This is a genomic window from Occultella kanbiaonis (genome assembly GCF_009708215.1).
GTDB classification, from domain to species: domain Bacteria; phylum Actinomycetota; class Actinomycetes; order Actinomycetales; family Beutenbergiaceae; genus Occultella; species Occultella kanbiaonis.
On the sequence record NZ_CP046175.1, the window covers coordinates 4,151,646 to 4,169,442 of the forward strand.

15 protein-coding genes are annotated in these 17,797 nt (G+C 72.2%); 11 read left to right on the forward strand and 4 right to left on the reverse strand.

Features of this window, described 5'->3' with window-relative positions; genetic code table 11:
• The first annotated feature begins 159 nt into the window (after window positions 1-159).
• From GKS42_RS19060 to GKS42_RS19070, 3 genes are all read left to right on the forward strand, one after another.
• Window positions 160-2,805, forward strand: coding sequence for a golvesin C-terminal-like domain-containing protein (locus GKS42_RS19060; protein ID WP_154795261.1), 2,646 nt, complete (start codon window positions 160-162; stop codon window positions 2,803-2,805).
• A 106-nt stretch (window positions 2,806-2,911) separates the two neighbouring features.
• On the forward strand, window positions 2,912-4,594 hold the full coding sequence (locus GKS42_RS19065) for a DUF885 domain-containing protein (RefSeq protein ID WP_154795262.1): 1,683 nt from the start codon (window positions 2,912-2,914) through the stop codon (window positions 4,592-4,594).
• Window positions 4,591-5,394 carry a hypothetical protein gene (locus GKS42_RS19070; RefSeq protein ID WP_154795263.1) on the forward strand — a complete coding sequence of 268 codons (804 nt, stop codon included), beginning with the start codon at window positions 4,591-4,593 and terminating at the stop codon, window positions 5,392-5,394. Before GKS42_RS19065 ends, GKS42_RS19070 begins: the two co-directional genes overlap by 4 nt.
• 13 nt (window positions 5,395-5,407) lie before the next feature.
• Here GKS42_RS19070 and GKS42_RS19075 read toward each other — a convergent pair whose 3' ends face one another.
• Both GKS42_RS19075 and GKS42_RS19080 read right to left on the reverse strand, forming a co-directional pair.
• Window positions 5,408-5,950: a hypothetical protein gene (locus GKS42_RS19075; RefSeq protein WP_154795264.1), complete on the reverse strand. Its 543-nt coding sequence runs from the start codon at window positions 5,948-5,950 to the stop codon at window positions 5,408-5,410.
• A gap of 31 nt (window positions 5,951-5,981) precedes the next feature.
• Window positions 5,982-7,079: an NAD-dependent epimerase/dehydratase family protein gene (locus GKS42_RS19080; protein ID WP_354002672.1), complete on the reverse strand. Its 1,098-nt coding sequence runs from the start codon at window positions 7,077-7,079 to the stop codon at window positions 5,982-5,984.
• Between GKS42_RS19080 and GKS42_RS19085 the strand changes: the two genes are divergently transcribed.
• The 8 genes from GKS42_RS19085 (at window position 7,071) to GKS42_RS19120 (ending at window position 15,184) form a co-directional block, all read left to right on the forward strand.
• Complete coding sequence (locus GKS42_RS19085) at window positions 7,071-7,871, forward strand: TetR/AcrR family transcriptional regulator (protein ID WP_154795265.1); 801 nt, start codon at window positions 7,071-7,073, stop codon at window positions 7,869-7,871. The genes GKS42_RS19080 and GKS42_RS19085 overlap by 9 nt on opposite strands.
• 47 nt (window positions 7,872-7,918) lie before the next feature.
• The gene (locus tag GKS42_RS19090) at window positions 7,919-8,560 is read left to right on the forward strand and encodes a Maf family protein (protein WP_154795266.1); all 642 of its coding nucleotides are present in this window, start codon (window positions 7,919-7,921) and stop codon (window positions 8,558-8,560) included.
• A 262-nt stretch (window positions 8,561-8,822) separates the two neighbouring features.
• Window positions 8,823-10,664, forward strand: a complete 1,842-nt coding sequence (locus GKS42_RS19095; RefSeq protein WP_154795267.1) for an acetyl/propionyl/methylcrotonyl-CoA carboxylase subunit alpha — start codon at window positions 8,823-8,825, stop codon at window positions 10,662-10,664.
• Window positions 10,665-10,739: 75 nt separating this feature from the next.
• Window positions 10,740-11,717 carry an NUDIX hydrolase gene (locus GKS42_RS19100; RefSeq protein ID WP_210769220.1) on the forward strand — a complete coding sequence of 326 codons (978 nt, stop codon included), beginning with the start codon at window positions 10,740-10,742 and terminating at the stop codon, window positions 11,715-11,717.
• A 124-nt stretch (window positions 11,718-11,841) separates the two neighbouring features.
• Window positions 11,842-12,816, forward strand: coding sequence for a 2,3,4,5-tetrahydropyridine-2,6-dicarboxylate N-succinyltransferase (dapD, locus tag GKS42_RS19105; RefSeq protein WP_154795268.1), 975 nt, complete (start codon window positions 11,842-11,844; stop codon window positions 12,814-12,816).
• 8 nt (window positions 12,817-12,824) lie between these two features.
• Window positions 12,825-13,727 carry a hypothetical protein gene (locus GKS42_RS19110; protein WP_154795269.1) on the forward strand — a complete coding sequence of 301 codons (903 nt, stop codon included), beginning with the start codon at window positions 12,825-12,827 and terminating at the stop codon, window positions 13,725-13,727.
• A gap of 107 nt (window positions 13,728-13,834) precedes the next feature.
• The gene (locus GKS42_RS19115) at window positions 13,835-14,389 is read left to right on the forward strand and encodes a hypothetical protein (protein ID WP_154795270.1); all 555 of its coding nucleotides are present in this window, start codon (window positions 13,835-13,837) and stop codon (window positions 14,387-14,389) included.
• 3 nt (window positions 14,390-14,392) lie between these two features.
• Window positions 14,393-15,184: a hypothetical protein gene (locus tag GKS42_RS19120; RefSeq protein ID WP_154795271.1), complete on the forward strand. Its 792-nt coding sequence runs from the start codon at window positions 14,393-14,395 to the stop codon at window positions 15,182-15,184.
• Window positions 15,185-15,247: 63 nt separating this feature from the next.
• Here GKS42_RS19120 and GKS42_RS19125 read toward each other — a convergent pair whose 3' ends face one another.
• Entirely contained in the window at window positions 15,248-16,546 is a 1,299-nt protein-coding gene (locus tag GKS42_RS19125) for a citrate synthase (RefSeq protein WP_154795272.1), read from the reverse strand.
• A gap of 122 nt (window positions 16,547-16,668) precedes the next feature.
• Complete coding sequence (dapC, locus tag GKS42_RS19130; RefSeq protein WP_154795273.1) at window positions 16,669-17,796, reverse strand: succinyldiaminopimelate transaminase; 1,128 nt, start codon at window positions 17,794-17,796, stop codon at window positions 16,669-16,671.
• Window position 17,797 lies beyond the last annotated feature (1 nt).

Below are 17,797 nucleotides of genomic sequence, written 5' to 3' on the forward strand. Positions count from 1 at the left end.
GTGCCCCCTGCACATCCGCCGAGATTGCTGGATGCATCATCTAGATATACGCTTGTCCTTCTACATCATGGACGAATCGACCACACAGAGTTAGGGTGAACCCACGAGCATCGAAGCTCACCGCCCGAGGGAGGCGGCATCACACTCGGGGGTACCGCCATGCGCGTCCGTCCAGTCCTCACGTCGGCGACCACGTTCGCCCTGGTCCTTGCCACGCTCACGCTGACACCGGTGACCGACGTCGCCACCGCCGTCGGGCGTGACGATGCGGACCCACCACCGGTGGAACCGGCACCGCAGATCCCACCCGGCTACGCCCTCGCCTGGGCGGACGAGTTCGACGGTACCCAGGCCGATGGGACCGGGCTCGACACCTCGGCCTGGTACTACCGCGAGGGCGAGAAGGCCGAGTGCATGAACCGGCCCGAGAACGTCTCGGTCGCCGACGGGCTGATGCACATCGCCCTGGTGGCCGACGACACCTTCGGTCCCGACTACACCTGCGGCGGCGTGATCTCGCAGGAGTGGTTCGGCTACGGCTACTACGAGACCCGCGCGCAGCTCTGGGGCGATCAGGGCTTCCACTCCGCGTTCTGGACGACCGGGCTCTCCGACGCGATGCCGGACACCCCGGACTACCGCGGCCCGAACAACCGGATCAACGAGATCGACGGGTTCGAGATCGACTCGCACGCGCCCGAGGTGATCGCGCACCACTCGCACTGGTTCGTCCCGCATCACGTGGGCAACCAGGGTGGCCTGTACACCGGCCCGGACTCCTCAGACGGCTATCACACCTACGGCTTCGAGTGGCTGCCGGATCAGATCCGGTACTTCGTCGACGGCGAGCTGGCGCGGGTCCAGCCGTTCTCGGGTCCGCACGGGTTGCAGAGCGTCTGGCTCACCACGCTGGGGTACACCGCCCCGGTCGACGAGACGAACCTCCCGGGCGAGACCACCTGGGACTACTTCCGCTACTACGCGCCGACCGCGGACCCGAACGGTGCCACCCCGGGCAGCGTGGTCGTGGACAACGGCGACCCCGGCTACTCCGAGCAGGGCGACTGGGAGGACTCCGACACGGTCACCGGCGGGAACCAGGAGGCCTTCGGCTTCCAGGACCGCGAGACCCGCCGCGCCCTGTCCGCGGACGCCTCCGCCACCTGGGTCCCGGACCTGACCGAGGCCGGATCCCACGAGGTGCTGGCCTGGAACCCCAGCTTCCTGTCCACCGGCACCACCGCCGCGCACTTCTCCGTCACCCACGACGGCGGCACGTCCGACGTGGTCATCGATCAGTCCACCGCGGGACAGCAGTGGGTCAGCCTCGGCTCCTACACCTTCACCCCGGGCACGGGGCAGGGTGTTCAGGTGGCCGCGGAAACCGATGGAGTGGGCACGCTGCGCACGGACGCGGTCATGTTCACCCCGGCCGTCGTCGTCGACGACGGCGGCCCGGGCTACACCGAGACCGGCAACTGGGCCTCCTCCGCGGCCGTGACCGGATGGCTCGACTCGGCGACCAGGTTCGCCAGCGACTCGGCCTCCACCGCCCGCTGGACGCCGACCCTGCCGGACGGCGGGACGTACGCCGTCTACGCCTGGACGCCCTCGCACGACCTGAACACCGCCGTCGCCCGGTACACGGTCACGGACACCACGGGCGCCACCCCGGTCGAGGTGACCAGTGTCGACCGCTGGGTACCGCTCGGAAGCTACACGTTCGACGCCGGCACCAGCGGCTTCGTGGAACTGAGCAAGTCGTACGGAACGCCCGGATACGTTCGAGGCGACGCGGTGCGGTTCGTTCCGGTGCCCACTCCGGACACCACCGCCCCGAGTGCCCCACTTCGCCTCGACGGGGAGATCGAGGCGGAACCCGGCAACGGCGACCTCGCGCTCACGTGGCAGTGGCAGGCCAGTGCGGCAGCGGACGTGGTCGGCTACCACGTCTACCTCGACGGTCAGCGCGTGAACGGCAACCCGGTGCACCGGACCTCGTTCACGATGAATGAGATGCGGGCCGGCACGACCGTCATGCTCACCGTGACCGCCGTCGATGCCTCCGGCAACGAGTCGGCGCCGTCGCGGCCGGCCCGGGTCCGGATCCCCAGCGACTCCCTCGCCCCGGCGGCCCCTGCGGACCTCGTCGGCGAGGCGGCGAACGAGCGAGGCATCCTGTACTGGTCGCAGAACCACGAGGTCGATCTGCTCGGCTACAACGTCTACGTGGACGGCGCCCTTGCCAACCCGGACGGTCCGGTGGGCCACCCGGCGAACCCGGACTTCCCGCGGCTCGGGTACTCGCTCGACGAGCTCTCGAACAACGTCGAGCACGCCATCGAGGTGCGCGCCGTCGACCTGTCCGGCAACGAGTCCGCGGCCGCTACGGTCACGATCACGCCATTGCCGATGACGATCATCACCCCGTCGGATCCGGGCTACAGCGAGCAGGGCACCTGGACACCGTCGAGCGTGCCGGGATGGTTGAGTGCACGCACCCGGACCACGAACGTGACCAGCGCAACCGCGACGTGGACGCCGGACCTGACCGTGGCGGGTGAGTACGACGTGTGGGTGTGGGTGCCGAACCACGCCAACAGCACCGTCGGCGCCCGCTACACGGTCTCCTTCTCGGGCGGCACCGACGTCGTCGACATCGACCAGACCACCGGCGGCAGCCGCTGGATCCTGCTCGGACGGTACCCGTTCGAGGCGGGCACCGACGGGACCGTGGTGGTCTCCAACGGAGCCGTCGCGAACTACCTGCGCACCAGCGCGGCGAAGTTCATCCCGGTCGAGTAGGCGGGCGTCGCCGGCGAACGCAACCGGTCGCCGTCGGGCGGGCCTTCGAGTCAAGGCATGCCCGACGGCGGCCGCCGAGCGCGGGCGCCGGGTAGCGTGAGGCCTCATGACCGCTGCCCCCACCCCGCGCACCTCGACGCCGACCGACGCCATCGCAGACGCCTTCGTCGACACCATCGCCGGACTGAGCCCCATCGCCGCGACCTCGATGGGCATCACCGGCCACGACCACCTGCTCGACGACTTCTCCCCGGCCGGCGACCAGACCCGGGTGGCGGCCGCCCTGAAGGTCCTCGCCGATCTGGCGGACGTCGACCCGGTCGACGACATCGACCGCATCACCCAGTCCGCCATGCGGGAACGCCAAGGACTGCTCATCGAGCTCGCCGAGGCGGACGAGCACCTCGCGGACCTCAACGTGATCGCCTCGCCGGTGCAGGGGATCCGCGAGGTCTTCGACCTCATGCCCACCGACACGGCCGCGGACTGGGAGACCATCGCCGAGCGCATGCACGCCGTGCCCGCCGCCGTCGACGGGTACATCGAGTCGCTGCGACTGGCCGCGTCCCGAGGCGTGGTCGCCGCCATCCGGCAGTTCACCGAATGCATCAAGGAGACCGACGACCTCGCCGGGGACGCCTCGTTCTGGACCACCTTCGCGACCGGCGCCCAGCCCGACGGCGCCGCACCCGCGGGCGCACTCGCCGGCCACCTCGCCGACGGGGCCGAGCGGGCCCGGACCGCCTACGGCACGCTCGCCTCGGCCCTGCGTGAACTGTCCGCGCAGGCACCGGCGGACGACGCCGTCGGGCGGGAGCGCTACGCGCGCTTCTCGCGCCGCTTCCTCGGCGCGGCGATCGACCTCGACGAGACGTACGAGTGGGGCCTGGAGGAACTCGCCCGGATCGTCGCCGAACAGGAGCACGTGGCCGCCCAAATCGGCGGTCCGGGCACGGCCATCCGCGACGCCATGGCCGCGCTGAGCGCCGATCCCGCCCGCAAGCTGCACGGAACCGACGCACTGCGGGAGTGGATGCAGACCACCTCCGACGCCGCCCTCGACGCACTCGCCGACACCCAGTTCGACATCCCCGAGCCGGTTCGTCGGTTGGAGTGCCGCATCGCGCCGACGCAGTCCGGCGGCATCTACTACACCGGCCCCAGCGAGGACTTCTCCCGACCGGGCCGGATGTGGTGGTCCGTGCCCGCGGGCGTGACCGAGTTCGACACCTGGGTCGAGAAGACCACGGTCTACCACGAGGGCGTGCCCGGTCATCACCTGCAGGTCGGCCAGACCGTCTACCGCTCCGCCCTGCTGAACCGCTGGCGCCGGATGGCCTGCTGGGTCAGCGGACACGGCGAGGGCTGGGCCCTGTACGCCGAGCGGCTGATGGCCGACCTCGGCTTCCTCGACGACCCGGGCGACCGCATGGGCATGCTCGACGGGCAGCGGCTGCGGGCCGCACGCGTGGTCATCGACCTCGGCGTGCACCTCGGCAAGCCGTGCCCGGACGAGTGGGGCGGCGGCATCTGGAACGCCGAGAAGGCGTGGCCGTTCCTGACGGCGAACGCCAACATGGCCGAGGGCTTCCTGCGGTTCGAGCTCAACCGGTACCTCGGCTGGCCCGGACAGGCGCCCGCCTACAAGGTGGGCCAGCGGCTCTGGGAGCAGATCCGGGACGAGACGGCGGCCCGCGAGGGTGCCGACTTCGACCTGAAGGCGTTCCATCGGCGCGCCCTGGACGTCGGTTCCGTGGGGCTGGACACCCTGCGCGAGGCGCTCGCGTGACCCAGTCCGGCGGTGCGCCGGACCGGACGCCCGACGGCGGTGTGGCCCCGTCGGGCGGCGAGCCCGTCGTGATCGCGGTGTACTACCCGACGGCGGAGGGGTTCGACACACCGCCGGCGCCGGCCGACCTGCAGGACCCCGGCCCGGGCCCGTCGCGCTCGGCCCGGCTGACGTCGGGCGTGGTGTTCGGCGTTTCCGGGGGCCTGGCCGCGGGCGGCCTGGTGGGTGGGCTGAACCCGATGTTCGGGGACGGCCCGGCCGGCGCCCTGCTCCTCGTCGGGGCGGTCGGCGTCGTCGGCGTGACCATCGCCTTCCTGCTCAGGTCCCGCGGCGTGCTCGCCCGTCCCGGTTCATGGGCGTTGACGGCGCTCACCCTCACGCTGCTCGCCTTCGGCGCGATCCTGCTGCTGGTGCGGGACGGCAGCGGCTGGCTCGTGCTGGTCCTGGCCCTCCTTGCCGGGCTCCTGGCCCTGCGGTACCGGAGGGCCGAGCGCTCCGTGGCCGCACAGGAGGCGGCCTGGTTGGCGGGCTGGCCCCGCCTGGTGTCGGACCCGCAGTACGTGCTCGGCCGGGTCAATGACCTGACCCTGAAGCACCCGAACAACCAGAACTTCGCGATCGCCGGATCGGTGACCTACCGCGACGGCGCCGGCATCGAGCACGTCGTCACGATCCCCGGCGGAGTCGTGCCCCGTGCTGGCGGCGTGGAGCCGCCCGCCCTGTACGCACCCGTCGTGGTCTGGCACAGCCCCGACCACTCGGTGGTGCTGCTGCGGTTCTCGACGGCCCTGGCTGCCTGAGCAGGAGCAAGGCTCAGGCCCGCGCGCACAGCGGGCCGACCGCATCGAACTCGGCCGTGCCCGCACAGGTGCCCTGATCCCAGGTCCGTGGCCCGAACCTGTCCTGCGTCGCATCGGTGAAGATCTCGACACCGTCGATGCCGGCCCCGACGCGGTAGTAGGTGACGATCGGGTCACCCTCGGTCGTGGGGCCCTGGACCGCGACCTCGGCACCCGCACCGTCGGGGCCACCGGCCGCGTTGAGGCAGGCCACGACGCCGTCGGGCCAGTCGAAGGCGCCCTGTTCGAAGACCACGTCGCCGCAACTCGGCAGCGGTTCCCGCTCGCGGAACTCCGGGGGCGCGGCGTCCGAGGATCGCGACGCCTCGATCACGGACCCTTCGGGCGCCGGCGAGGGATCGGCGGAGTCGGTGGGCCCGGACGTCGCATACGGCGCGTCGATCGGCGACGGCCCGGACGACTCCACCCCGCAGCCGGCCAAGCCGATCCCCACGACGGCCGCGGCCAGCACGCCGAGAATCCGGGTGCCGGCCACCGGTCGCGTGTCGTCGTCCATCCCACCGCTCCCTGGTTCCGCGGGCCGGATCTCACCGTGATTGTGTCGCACCGACCGCCGCCGTTGCACCGGCACCCGAGATCCGCGCCTGCGCGGCCGCCACGATCGCGTCCACTGTCTGCGCCCACGGCGTCGGCGTGAGGCCGAAGGCCTCGGTGGTCTCCTCGTGCCCGGCGATGAACGGTTCGTCGAACTGGTAGAGCATCTCGACGATCTCCCGCAGCTGCGGTTGCACCATTCCCATCGCACGCAGCGCCGGCCGTGGGATCCGGGAGAGCCGTGCGCCGGGCGCACCGGCGGCCTTCGCGACGTCGTCGGCCAGCTGCCGGATCGATCGCGCGGGCGCGCTCGGCACGTGCCAGGCACGGCCCCAGGCACGTTCGTCCTGCGCGAGGGTCACGATGGTGCGGGCGATGTCGTCGACCGCGGTCCACGTGTGCGGGGCGTCCGGATCGCCGACGACGGAGGCGCGCTTGCCCTGCAGGACCGGGTCGACCAGGCGCGGGCCGGCGTGAGCACCCTCGGTGGAGACCACCTGCGCGCCGACGTAGTCCGAGGCACGAAGCTCCAGGGTCCGGATCCGGCCCGCCTCGTGCGCCTGGACCAGGTCCGCCCACATCCGGGCCCGAACGGCACCCTTGCGGGTGGGCGGGTCGATCGGGGTGCGGGCCGTCATCGTGCTCGAGCCCGCCGGATACAGGTAGAGGTTGCCGGCGACCGCCAGCACGGCGCCGCTGGACTCGGCGGCCGCCATGATCGCCCGGTGGATGGGCGGCCAGCCGGTCGCCCACTGGGCGTAGGGCAGGTTGACGGCGTTGACGATCACGGACGCGCCGGCCGCCACCTCGTCGAGCGAACCTGCGGAGATGACGATCGCGACGCGGTCGATCCCGGGGTGCCGCGGTCCGGTCCCCGACCGTGTGACGACGGTGACCCGATCACCCCGGTCGGCGAAGTGGCGGGCGGTGGTCGCACCGATGGGTCCGGCGCCGAGGACAACGTCTGAGCCATGATTCCTCCGTTTGGTGAACAGTGTTCTCTGTTGCGAACAGTGTTCACCTGGGTAGGGTGACGTGTCAAGAACACTGTTCACACTTTCGACCGGAAGCAGCCGACACCCATGCAGCACGCCCCGTCCGGCCCAGCAGAACCCACGCCTTCGGCCCCGGCGCCGCCTGCCGGCACCGACGCCCGCGGCACCACGGCGCGCGAGCGAGCCCGCGGCGCGATGATCGATGACGTCATCACCGTGGCTCGGCGTCAGCTCGGGGAGGTCGGTGCGGCCGGACTGTCGGTTCGGTCGGTCACCCGGGAACTTGGCATCTCGCCGTCCGCCGTGTACCGGTACTTCGCCAGCCGGGACCACATCCTCACCGCCCTGCTCGTCGAGGGCTACTCACGCCTCGGTGCGGCTGTCACCGAGGCCGATGACGCCCTCCCCCCGGACCGGGTCACCGCCCGCTGGCACCGGGTCTGGCACAGCACCAGGGACTGGGCGGTGGACCACCCGCACGAGTACGCGCTGCTGTACGGCACCCCCGTGATCGGGTACGCCGCACCGCCGGAGACGGTCGAGCCGGCCACCCGTGTGGTGGTCCGCCTCGCCGAGATCCTCTTCCACGCGGCCCGGCGGGGGCTGCTCACCGAGCGCGTCGACCTCAGCGACCCGTCGCCGACCGCCGGCCTGCAGGCGGACGCGCAGGCCCTCATGGTGACGATCCAGGAACTCGGCGTGGCCGTCCCGGACGGCCTGGACCCGGCCGACCCGCTGCGGGTGGTGAACGCCTGGAGCGAGTTGTTCGGGGCCATCTCCTTCGAGTTGTTCGGTCACTACGTGCGCAGCATCACCCGCCACGCCGAGCATCTCGACACGCTCGCCGCCGCCTCCGCCCGGCAGGTCGGCCTGCCCGAGCAGGACTGAGGCTCACGGTCGACGGCGTCGGCTCGCCCGGCGGCTACCCTCACCGGGTGAGCACGCTACTTCTTGCCTCCGCGTCACCGGCCCGCGCCGCGACCCTGCGCGCCGCCGGAGTCGAGCCCCTGATCCGCGTTGCCGACCTCGACGAGGACGCGATCCTGGCCGATCACGCCCGGTCCCGTCCGGCCGGCAGGCCCGCCGCCACCGTGGCCGAGGCCGTCCTGATCCTCGCCCGTGCGAAGGCCGAGCACATCGCGCGAGCGTCCGGCGCAACGACCACCACCGACCGGCCGGACGTGATCGTCGGCTGCGACTCCCTGCTCGAGCTCGACGGCCGAGCGCTGGGCAAGCCGGGCACGGCCGAGCGTGCGATGCGTCGCTGGCAGCTGATGCGCGGCCGCACCGGCGTGCTGCACACGGGCCACTGGCTGATCGGGGCGGACGGACGCAGCGTCGGGAGGGTCTCGAGCACCACCGTCCACTTCGCCGACATCACCGACGCCGAGATCGAGGCCTACGTGGGTACCGGCGAGCCGCTCCTGGTGGCCGGTGCCTTCACGATCGACGGGCGCGGGGCAGCCTTCATCACCGGGATCGAAGGCGACCACCACGGCGTCGTCGGGATCAGCCTGCCGCTGCTGCGGACGATGCTGGCCGAGCTCGGGCTGGCCTGGACGGACTTCTGGGCGTAGCGCCGGCTCCGGACCTGGAGTTTGTACCTCTTGCACTACGCCGTCCGCGAGCCGGACCACAACCTACGGCTCCGTTTGTAGGGACCATACAAACCAGTCGGAGGCGGGTTGCGTCGAAGGACAGACTTCGGGGCACCAGAGGGTCGCAATTGGGCACACGGCTGCAGCAGGACTAGCGTGAACCGACGCTGGTGCGCCCGAGGGCGGCGACCGGCGCGACCACAGGCGTAGCGACGGCGCGCCGATCGAGCGAGGAGAGTGCATGTCGACCAGCGCGGCGACCACCACCCAGATCCAACCGCTGCGCAAGGTGCTCATCGCCAACCGTGGTGAGATCGCGGTCCGCGTGGCCCGCGCATGTCGGGACGCCGGCATCGCGTCCGTCGGCGTGTACGCCGACTCCGACCGCGACGCCCAGCACGTCCTGCTCACCGACGAGGCGTTCGCGCTGCACGGGGTCCGCGCCGCCGAGACCTACCTCGACTCGGCCAAGATCCTCGACGTGGCCCGCCGGTCCGGCGCGGACGCGATCCACCCCGGGTACGGCTTCCTCTCCGAGAACCCCGACTTCGCCCGCGCGGTGATCGCCGCCGGACTGACCTGGATCGGCCCGCCCCCGGCCGCGATCGACGCCCTCGGGGACAAGGTCAGCGCACGCCACATCGCCCAGCGAGCCGGCGCACCGCTCGTGGCCGGCACCCCCGACCCGGTGGCCGACGCCAGCGAGGTGCACGCCTTCGCCGCCGAGCATGGCCTCCCGGTCGCGATCAAGGCGGCGTTCGGCGGCGGCGGCCGCGGCCTGAAGGTGGCCCGAACCGTCGAGGAGATCGACGAGCAGTTCGAGTCCGCGGTCCGTGAGGCCACCGCCGCGTTCGGCCGCGGCGAGTGCTTCGTCGAGCGGTTCCTCGACCGTCCCCGGCACGTCGAGACCCAGTGCCTGGCCGACGATCACGGCACCGTCGTCGTGGTCTCCACCCGGGACTGCACCCTCCAGCGCCGGCACCAGAAGCTCGTCGAGGAGGCCCCCGCGCCGTTCATCACGCCCGAGCAGGACGCCGAGCTCCGGCGGGCGTCCATCGACATCCTCCGCGAGGCCGGCTACCGCGGCGCCGGCACCTGCGAGTTCCTCATCGGCACCGACGGCACCATCTCGTTCCTTGAGGTGAACACGCGCCTGCAGGTGGAGCACTGCGTCACCGAGGAGATCTCCGGCATCGACCTCGTCCGCGAGCAGTTCCGGATCGCGGCCGGCGAGCCGCTGGGCTACACCGAGGTGAGCACCCGCGGGCACTCGTTCGAGTTCCGCATCAACGGCGAGGACCCGTTCGGGAACTTCCTGCCCTCCCCCGGCACCATCAACACGCTCCGCTGGCCCAGCGGCCCGGGCGTGCGGGTGGACTCCGGCGTGGTCGGTGGGGACGTCATCTCCGGCGCGTTCGACTCCATGCTGGCGAAGGTGATCGTCACCGGCGCGACGCGGACCGAGGCCCTGCAGCGGGCGCGCCGGGCCATCGCCGAGACCGAGGTCACCGGCATCCCCACGGTTCTGCCGTTCTTCCGCGCCGTGCTCGCCGATGGTGACTTCGTGGCGGACCGCGTCGAGGACTTCCGCGTCCACACCACCTGGATCGAGAGCGAGTTCGCCGAGCGCCTCACCTCGCAGACCGACGGCGACCGCCCGGCACCGGCGGCGCCGACCGCGCCCGCTCCGACCGAGGCAGCCACCGAGCGGGTGGTCGTCGAGGTGGGCGGCAAGCGGCTCGAGGTGGTGTTGCCGGCCGGCCTCAGCCTCGGCGGAGGCGGTCGTGCACGCACCCCGAAGCGTCCCCCGCGCCGCGCGTCGAGTCGCGCGAGCAGCGCGGTCGGTGCGGGCGGCAACGCCCTCGCCAGCCCGATGCAGGGCACGATCGTGAAGGTCGCGGTGGCCGACGGCGAGATCATCAACGAGGGCGACCTCGTCGTGGTCCTCGAGGCGATGAAGATGGAGCAGCCGCTGGTCGCCCACCGCGCCGGCCGGGTGCACGGTCTCACGGCCGCGGTCGGCCAGACCGTGGGTTCCGGCACCGTGATCTGCCAGATCGACACGCTCGACGACAGCGCCTGACCGGCCCCGGGAGCGCCGGTTGCCCGAGCGCTGAGACGCACGGGCGACCGCGGGCCATCGCCATAGGCTGGCCGGGTGACTCACGCGCTGAACCCTGACGGCCGCCGCGCCCACGGACCCGCCGACGCGTGGGTCGAGTGCGGCTGCGGGCAGCGCCACTGGGGCACGGCCGGCGCCGCCGGACTGCTCCTGGCCGACGGCGGTGCCTCCTCGGGCGGGCCGCCCACCCGCGTCGTCCTGCAGTTCCGGGCCGCCTGGTCCCACCACGGTGGCACCTGGGGCGTGCCGGGTGGAGCCCTTGACCCCGACGAGGACTCACTGACCGGGGCGCTGCGCGAGGCCGAGGAGGAGGCCGGGATAGCACCCGCCGCCGTCGCTCCCCTGGCCGCGTCGGTGCTCCGGCACCCGGACTGGTCCTACACCACCGTGCTTGGCCGGGCCATCGCCCCGGTCGACCCGGCGCCGACGGACGCCGAGAGTGCCGACGTCGCCTGGGTCGACCTCGACGACGTGACCGGCCGCGAGCTGCTGCCGGCCTTCGCGGACGCCTGGCCGAGCCTGGCGCCACTGCTCCGGGTCCGGCCGGTCCTCGTGGTGGACGCCGCGAACGTGGTCGGCTCCCGCCCGGACGGCTGGTGGCGGGACCGGGCCGGGGCCGCCGAGCGCCTCGCCCGGGAGTTGTCGGTGCTGGCCGCCCGCGGCGTGCCCGCCGACCTGCTCGGTCTACCGGCCGACCACTGGTGGCCCGACGTCATCATGGTGGTCGAGGGCGCAGCGCGTGGCATCGCGATCCCGACGGATCACGAGGGCACCTCGGCAACCGGCTCCGGCCCGAGGCTCCCGGCGGTACGGATCGTCGGCGCGCCCGGCTCGGGAGACGACGAGATCGTCCGTCGTGCCGAGGCGGCCCGGGCGACGTCGCCCGCCCTGCCCGGCACCCCTGCGGTGACGGTGGTCACCTCCGACCGCGAGCTGCGCGCACGGGTGAGCGCGGCCGGCGCACGATGGGTCGGCGTGTCCGCGCTGCGCGCGGTGCTCGACGCCGCCGAGTGAGCCCCGTCGAGGTGCCCTGAACCCAGGCGTCGACCGGGCACTCGCCGACGGCGCCACTCGAAAACCGATTCCGCCGACTGAGAGACTTCGTATCCCGGGGGCCGCTCCCCCGTAGGCTGACCCCATGAGTGCACGCACCGCCTGGGGAATCGGACTGGCCACCCTGACCGGAAGCGGCCAGGTGCTGGATGTCTGGTATCCGGCGCCGGGCCTCGGCCCGACGCCCGCGCAGAGCTCGGGCCCCTACGGGGTGCCGGCGAACCTCGCGGCGCTCGCGGTGATCGACCCGGACCGCGGCACCCGCCAGGTGATCCGGCACGTGACCACCGATCTGGACGCTCCGCCGTCGGACACCGCGGATGCCTACCTGCGCCTGCACCTGCTCTCGCACCGGCTCGTGGAGCCGAACACGATCAACCTGGACGGCATCTTCGGGGTCCTGCCGAACGTCGTCTGGACCTCGGCCGGCCCGTGCGCGGTCGACGACTTCGAACAGACCCGGCTCCGGCTGCGCGCGGCCACGAAGGGCGCGCACATCCAGGTCTACGGCGTGGACAAGTTCCCCCGAATGACCGACTACGTGCTGCCCACCGGCGTGCGGATCGCGGACGCGGACCGGGTCCGGCTCGGCGCCCACCTGGCCGCGGGCACCACGGTGATGCACGAGGGGTTCGTGAACTTCAACGCGGGCACCCTCGGCACCTCGATGGTCGAGGGGCGCATCTCCCAGGGCGTCGTGGTCGGCGAGGGAACGGACATCGGTGGCGGCGCCTCGATCATGGGCACCCTCTCCGGCGGCGGCTCCGTGCGGGTGTCCATCGGCGCCCGGTGCCTGCTCGGCGCGAACGCCGGGCTCGGGATCTCCCTCGGCGACGACTGCATCATCGAGGCCGGGCTGTACGTCACCGCGGGCACGAAGGTGACCCTGATCGATGAGACCGCCGACGCTGCCGGCTCCACCCGACGGATCGTCAGCGCCCGCGAGCTGTCCGGCACCTCCAACCTGCTGTTCCGGCGCAACTCCACCACCGGCGCGGTGGAGGCCTTCGAGCGCTCGGGCTCCGGCATCGCCCTCAACGCCGCCCTGCACACGCAGTAGGACCTGCGGTGCCCGAACGCCGTCGACGCCGCCCCTGGCGGGCCGCCGTGGTCGTCCTGGTCACCCTCGGGCTGACCATCGGCGCCGTGAACGTCGTGCAGACCCTGCTGCGTGCCCCGACACCGCCGCTGGTGCAGCGCTGCATCGCCACCGATGGGCAGGACTCGGTGGCACTCGACCCCGAGCAGGCGGCCTACGCGGCGCTGATCTCCGCGATCGCCACGGAACGTGGCCTGCCGGCCCGCGCCGTCACCATCGGGCTGGCCACCGCCATGCAGGAGTCCCGGCTCGCGAACCTCGACTACGGCGACCGGGACTCGCTCGGGCTCTTCCAGCAGCGTCCCTCCCAGGGCTGGGGCACGGTCGAGCAGGTGACCGACCCGGTCTACGCCACGAACGCCTTCTACGACGCGCTCGTGCGCGTGCCCGACTACGAGAACCTCGAGATCACGGTCGCCGCGCAGGAGGTACAGCGCTCGGGGTTCCCGGACGCGTACGCCCAGCACGAGCAGCTGGCGCGGCTGTTCGCGTCCTCGCTGACCGGGCAGTCCCCCGCCGCGCTGGTCTGCCGTCTTGCCGAGCCCGACGCAGCCACGACCGCGGCGCTGCCCGCGACGCTGACGACCCGGGTCGCACGGGATCTGCCCAGCGTCGTCATGGTCGCCGAGGGCACCGACCAGCTGCTCTCGGTCCAGGAGCTGGCGCCCGACGGCGGAGCGGACTCCCTGGACCTGCTCGCCTGGGCGGTGGCCCAGTGGGCCGTCGCAACCGCCCACGAGACCGGCGTCGGCGAGGTGGTCGTGGCCGGGCAGCACTGGGTCCGCGCGGACGGCGGTCGGGCCGCCTGGGCGCCGCTGCCCGACGGCGCCGTCGGCGTCGACGACCCGGTGGGTACCGTCCGCCTCCGCTAGCCCCGGCGCTCGCGGGCCCGTCGGCACGGCCCTCGCGTGCCCGGCCGAGCCCGGGGCGCCACCCGACCTGGGACCGGTAGCCGGTGCCCCGTCGCCAGGATCGGGGCATGAACCACATGCTGAAGAAGATCCTCATCCTCGGCGGCGTGATCGTGGCGCTCGCGCTGGCCCTCCTCGTCGTCATCGGCGTCTGGGGCGATCAGCTCTTCGAGGCCCTGCCCACGTCGGCCAGCGCCGGCCGACGGCTCGCCTGGGTCGCGATCCCGGTCGTGATCGCCCTGTTCGGCGTCGTGCTGAGCGGGCCACTGAAGCGCTGGCTGGAGCGGGACGAGAGCGGCACCGCCGGCCCGGGCATCACTGCGCTGGACGAGTACCTTGTGGCCAGGGGCCTCGTCACCGCTCGCGAGCTGGACGTCTCTCGCCGGGGCATGCGCACGTCCGCGCTGGTGACGGCTGCCACGCCCACCGGGCAGGTCCGTGACGGGCACACCCAGCTTCAGCTCGACGTCCTGGTCGCCCGTCCGGACGGCTCCCGGTACCCGGTCACGCAACGGCTCTTCGTGCCCGCGTCGCAACTGCCGCTGGTGCACGCCGGCTCCCGGGTGGCCACGTTCGTCCTGCCCGAGGACGAACAGCTGGTCAGCGTCGGACTGGCGGTCTGAGTCATGCGGATCCTCCGAGTCGTCGCGATCATCGCGATCGTCGTCGCCGTCGGCTGGTACGTCGCCGGTGCTCTGAGCGCCGGCGGAGGCCTCGACGCCTGGTTCGACGGGCCGATCGGCGTCGTCCTCACCGCGGTGATCGTGGCCGGCGTGTTCCTGAGCATCACCAGCAGCCGCGGCGTGGGCGGCCAGCTCCGCACCGCCCGGGGGCGCGCCACCCGTGACTTCGCGGACGCACCGGTCGCGATCGGCACCCTCGTGGACGCCGAGCACACCGGCTGGACCGTCAACGACATGCCCCAACTGGATCTCGTGCTCGACGTGGAGACGCCACAGGGCCAGCGTTTCCGCGCCGAGGCCAGGACCCTGGTCGCCCACCACGAGCTGGGCCAGCTCACCGTCGGTGCGCACTATCCGGTCCGGTACCGCGCCGAGGACCTGAGCACGGTGGAACTCGCCGTCGACGCCGACCCGGACCAGATCCAGACCGCGTTCAACGCGGTGATGGTGCGCCGCGGGCTGACCGCACCGGAGGCGATCGAAGTGGCCGAGCGCGGGGTGCCCACCACCGGCGTGGTGACGGCACTGGTGCCCACCGGCCGGGTCCGGGAGGGCCACACCGAAATGGAGGTGCAGCTGCTCGTGAATCGCCCGGACGGCAGCCAGTACCCGGCCACGAAGACGTCGTTCGTGCCGCAGTCGGCGATCACGGCGGTCCAGGTCGGGCGGGTCGTCCAGATGCGGGTGCTGCCCTGGGACGAGCAGCGGATCGCGCTCGCGCTGCCGGTGAACTAAAGCCCCCGGGGAATGAGGCGGGGCCGGTCGATCAGTGATCGACCGGCCCCGCGAGTGTTTGCCTCAGCGCTCGTTGATGCCGAGGTAGTCGCGTGACGGGCTGCCCGTGTAGACCTGCCGCGGGCGGCCGATCTTCGTGGTCGGGTCCTCCATCATCTCGCGCCACTGGGCCACCCAGCCCGGCGCGCGGCCCACCGCGAACAGCGGGGTGAACATGTTGGTGGGGAAGCCCATCGCCTTGTAGATCAGCCCGGTGTAGAAGTCGACGTTCGGGTAGAGCTTGCGCTGGATGAAGTAGTCGTCCGAGAGGGCGATCTCCTCCAGGCGCTTGGCGATGTCGAGGAGTTCGTCGCTCTGGCCGAGGCGGGCCAGGACCTTGTCGGCGACCTTCTTCACGATGGCGGCGCGCGGGTCGTAGTTCTTGTACACCCGGTGGCCGAAGCCCATCAGGCGGACGCCCTTCTCCTTGTTCTTGACCCGGTCCATGTACGTGTCCACGTCATCGCCGCTGGCCTGGATCTCGCTGAGCATCGCGAGCACGGCCTCGTTGGCACCACCGTGCAGCGGGCCGGAGAGCGCGCCGATCCCGGCGGAGACGCTGGCGTAGAGGTTCGCGTGGGCAGAACCGACGATCCGCACCGTGGACGTGGAGCAGTTCTGCTCGTGGTCGGCGTGCAGGATCAGCAGCAGGTTCAGGGCCTGCACGAGCGCGTCGTCGACCTCGTAGGGCTCGCCGTTGGTGGAGAAGCTCATCCGCAGGAAGTCCGGCACGTAGCCGAGCGAGGGGTCCGGGCCGATCATCTCCTGGCCACGGGACTGCCGGAACGCGTAGGCCGCGATGGTCGGCAGCTTCGCCAGCAGCAGCACGGTGGCGAGCTCGACGGCGTGGGCGTCGAACGGGTCCACACTCTCCGGGTAGTACCCGGGCAGCGCCGAGACCGCGGAGGACAGCACGGCCATCGGGTGCGCGTCGGTCGGGAACGCCCCGATCAGGTTCTTGAAGTTGTCGTGCAGGTGGGTGTGCCGCTCGACCCGTTCCGTGAACTGGCTCAGCTCCTCGGAGTTGGGCAGGTCGCCGTGGATCAGCAGGTAGGCCACCTCGAGGAACGTGGACTGGGCAGCCAGCTGCTCGATCGGGTATCCGCGGTAGCGCAGGATGCCTTCGTCGCCGTCGATGTAGGTGATCTTCGACTCGCAGCTCGCCGTGTTCATGAAGCCGGAGTCCAGGGTCACCAGACCCGTCTCCTTCAGCAGGTTCGAGATGACGACGCCGTCGTTCCCCTCGACCGCCGGCACCCGCGCGAACTCGAGTTCATGGTCATCGACCCGGAACGTCGCGGGGCTCAGTGTGGCGTCGGACATCATGTCCCTTCCTTGATTCTGGTTGCCTTCGGGCCGACAGTGCCCGGGCTGAAGAACTTCCGTCTCCAACGTACTCGCCGATCCGCGTGTTTCCCAAACGCCCGCAGGTCGCGGCCGCGGTCCTACCGCATGCTGGACAGCCGCTCGGCTGCCGCCCGGATCCGTTCGTCGGTGGCGGTCAGCGCGATCCGCACGTGCGACGTCGCCGCCTCGCCGTAGAACGCCCCCGGCCCGGCGATGATGCCCGCGTCGGCGAGGTCGCCGAGCGTCGACCAGCAGTCGCCGACCCCGTCGACGGGTCGCACCCACAGGTACAGGCCCGCCTCGGAATGGTCGACGGCGTAGCCCGCCGTGGTCAGGGCGCTCACCAACAGCTCGCGGCGGGCCCGGTAGGTCTCGCGCTGGGCGTCGACGTGGGCGTCGTCACCGAGCGCGGCGATCATCGCCGCCTGGACCGGCGCCGGGATCATCATCCCCATGTGCCGGCGCAGCAGCAGGATCCGTCCGATCAGGTCCGGGTCGCCGGCCGCGAACGCCGCCCGGTAGCCGGCGACGTTGGACTGCTTCGACAGGGAGTAGACGACCAGGAGCCCGGACCGGTCGCCCTCGGCGACCGAGTCCTGCAGAAGGCACGGGACGCCGTCGTCCGTCCACGGCGAGACCCACGGGAGTTGCGCGTAGCACTCGTCCGAGGCGACCACGGCACCGATCTCCCGGGCCGCCCGCACCACCGCGCGCAAGCGCTCGGCGCCGAGGACCTCGCCCGTGGGGTTGCTCGGCGAGTTCACCCAGACCAGCCGCACCGCGGCGTCGCCGGCCCAGGCGGCGGCGTCGTCGGCGACGACCACCTCCGCCCCGGCCAGCCGGGCGCCCACGTCATAGGTGGGGTACGCCGCGCTCGGCACCACGACCTTGTCCCCCGGGCCGAGCCCGAGCAGGGACGGCAGGGCGGCCACGAACTCCTTGGAGCCGACCGTGGGCAGCACCCCCGCCGGGTCGAGACCGGTCACGCCGCGGCACCGGGCGAACCAGTCGACGACCGCGGCCCGCAGGGCAGGCGTGCCGTGCGCCGTCGGGTAGCCGGGCGCGTCGGCCGCGGCCCGGAGCGCGTCCTGGACCACCTGCGGCGTCGGGTCGACCGGGGTCCCGATGGACAGATCCACGACCCCGTCGGGGTGCCGGCCGGCCCGCTCGAGGTACGGGGCCAACGCGTCCCAGGGGTAGGCGTCAGTGAGTTGGACGAAGCCCACG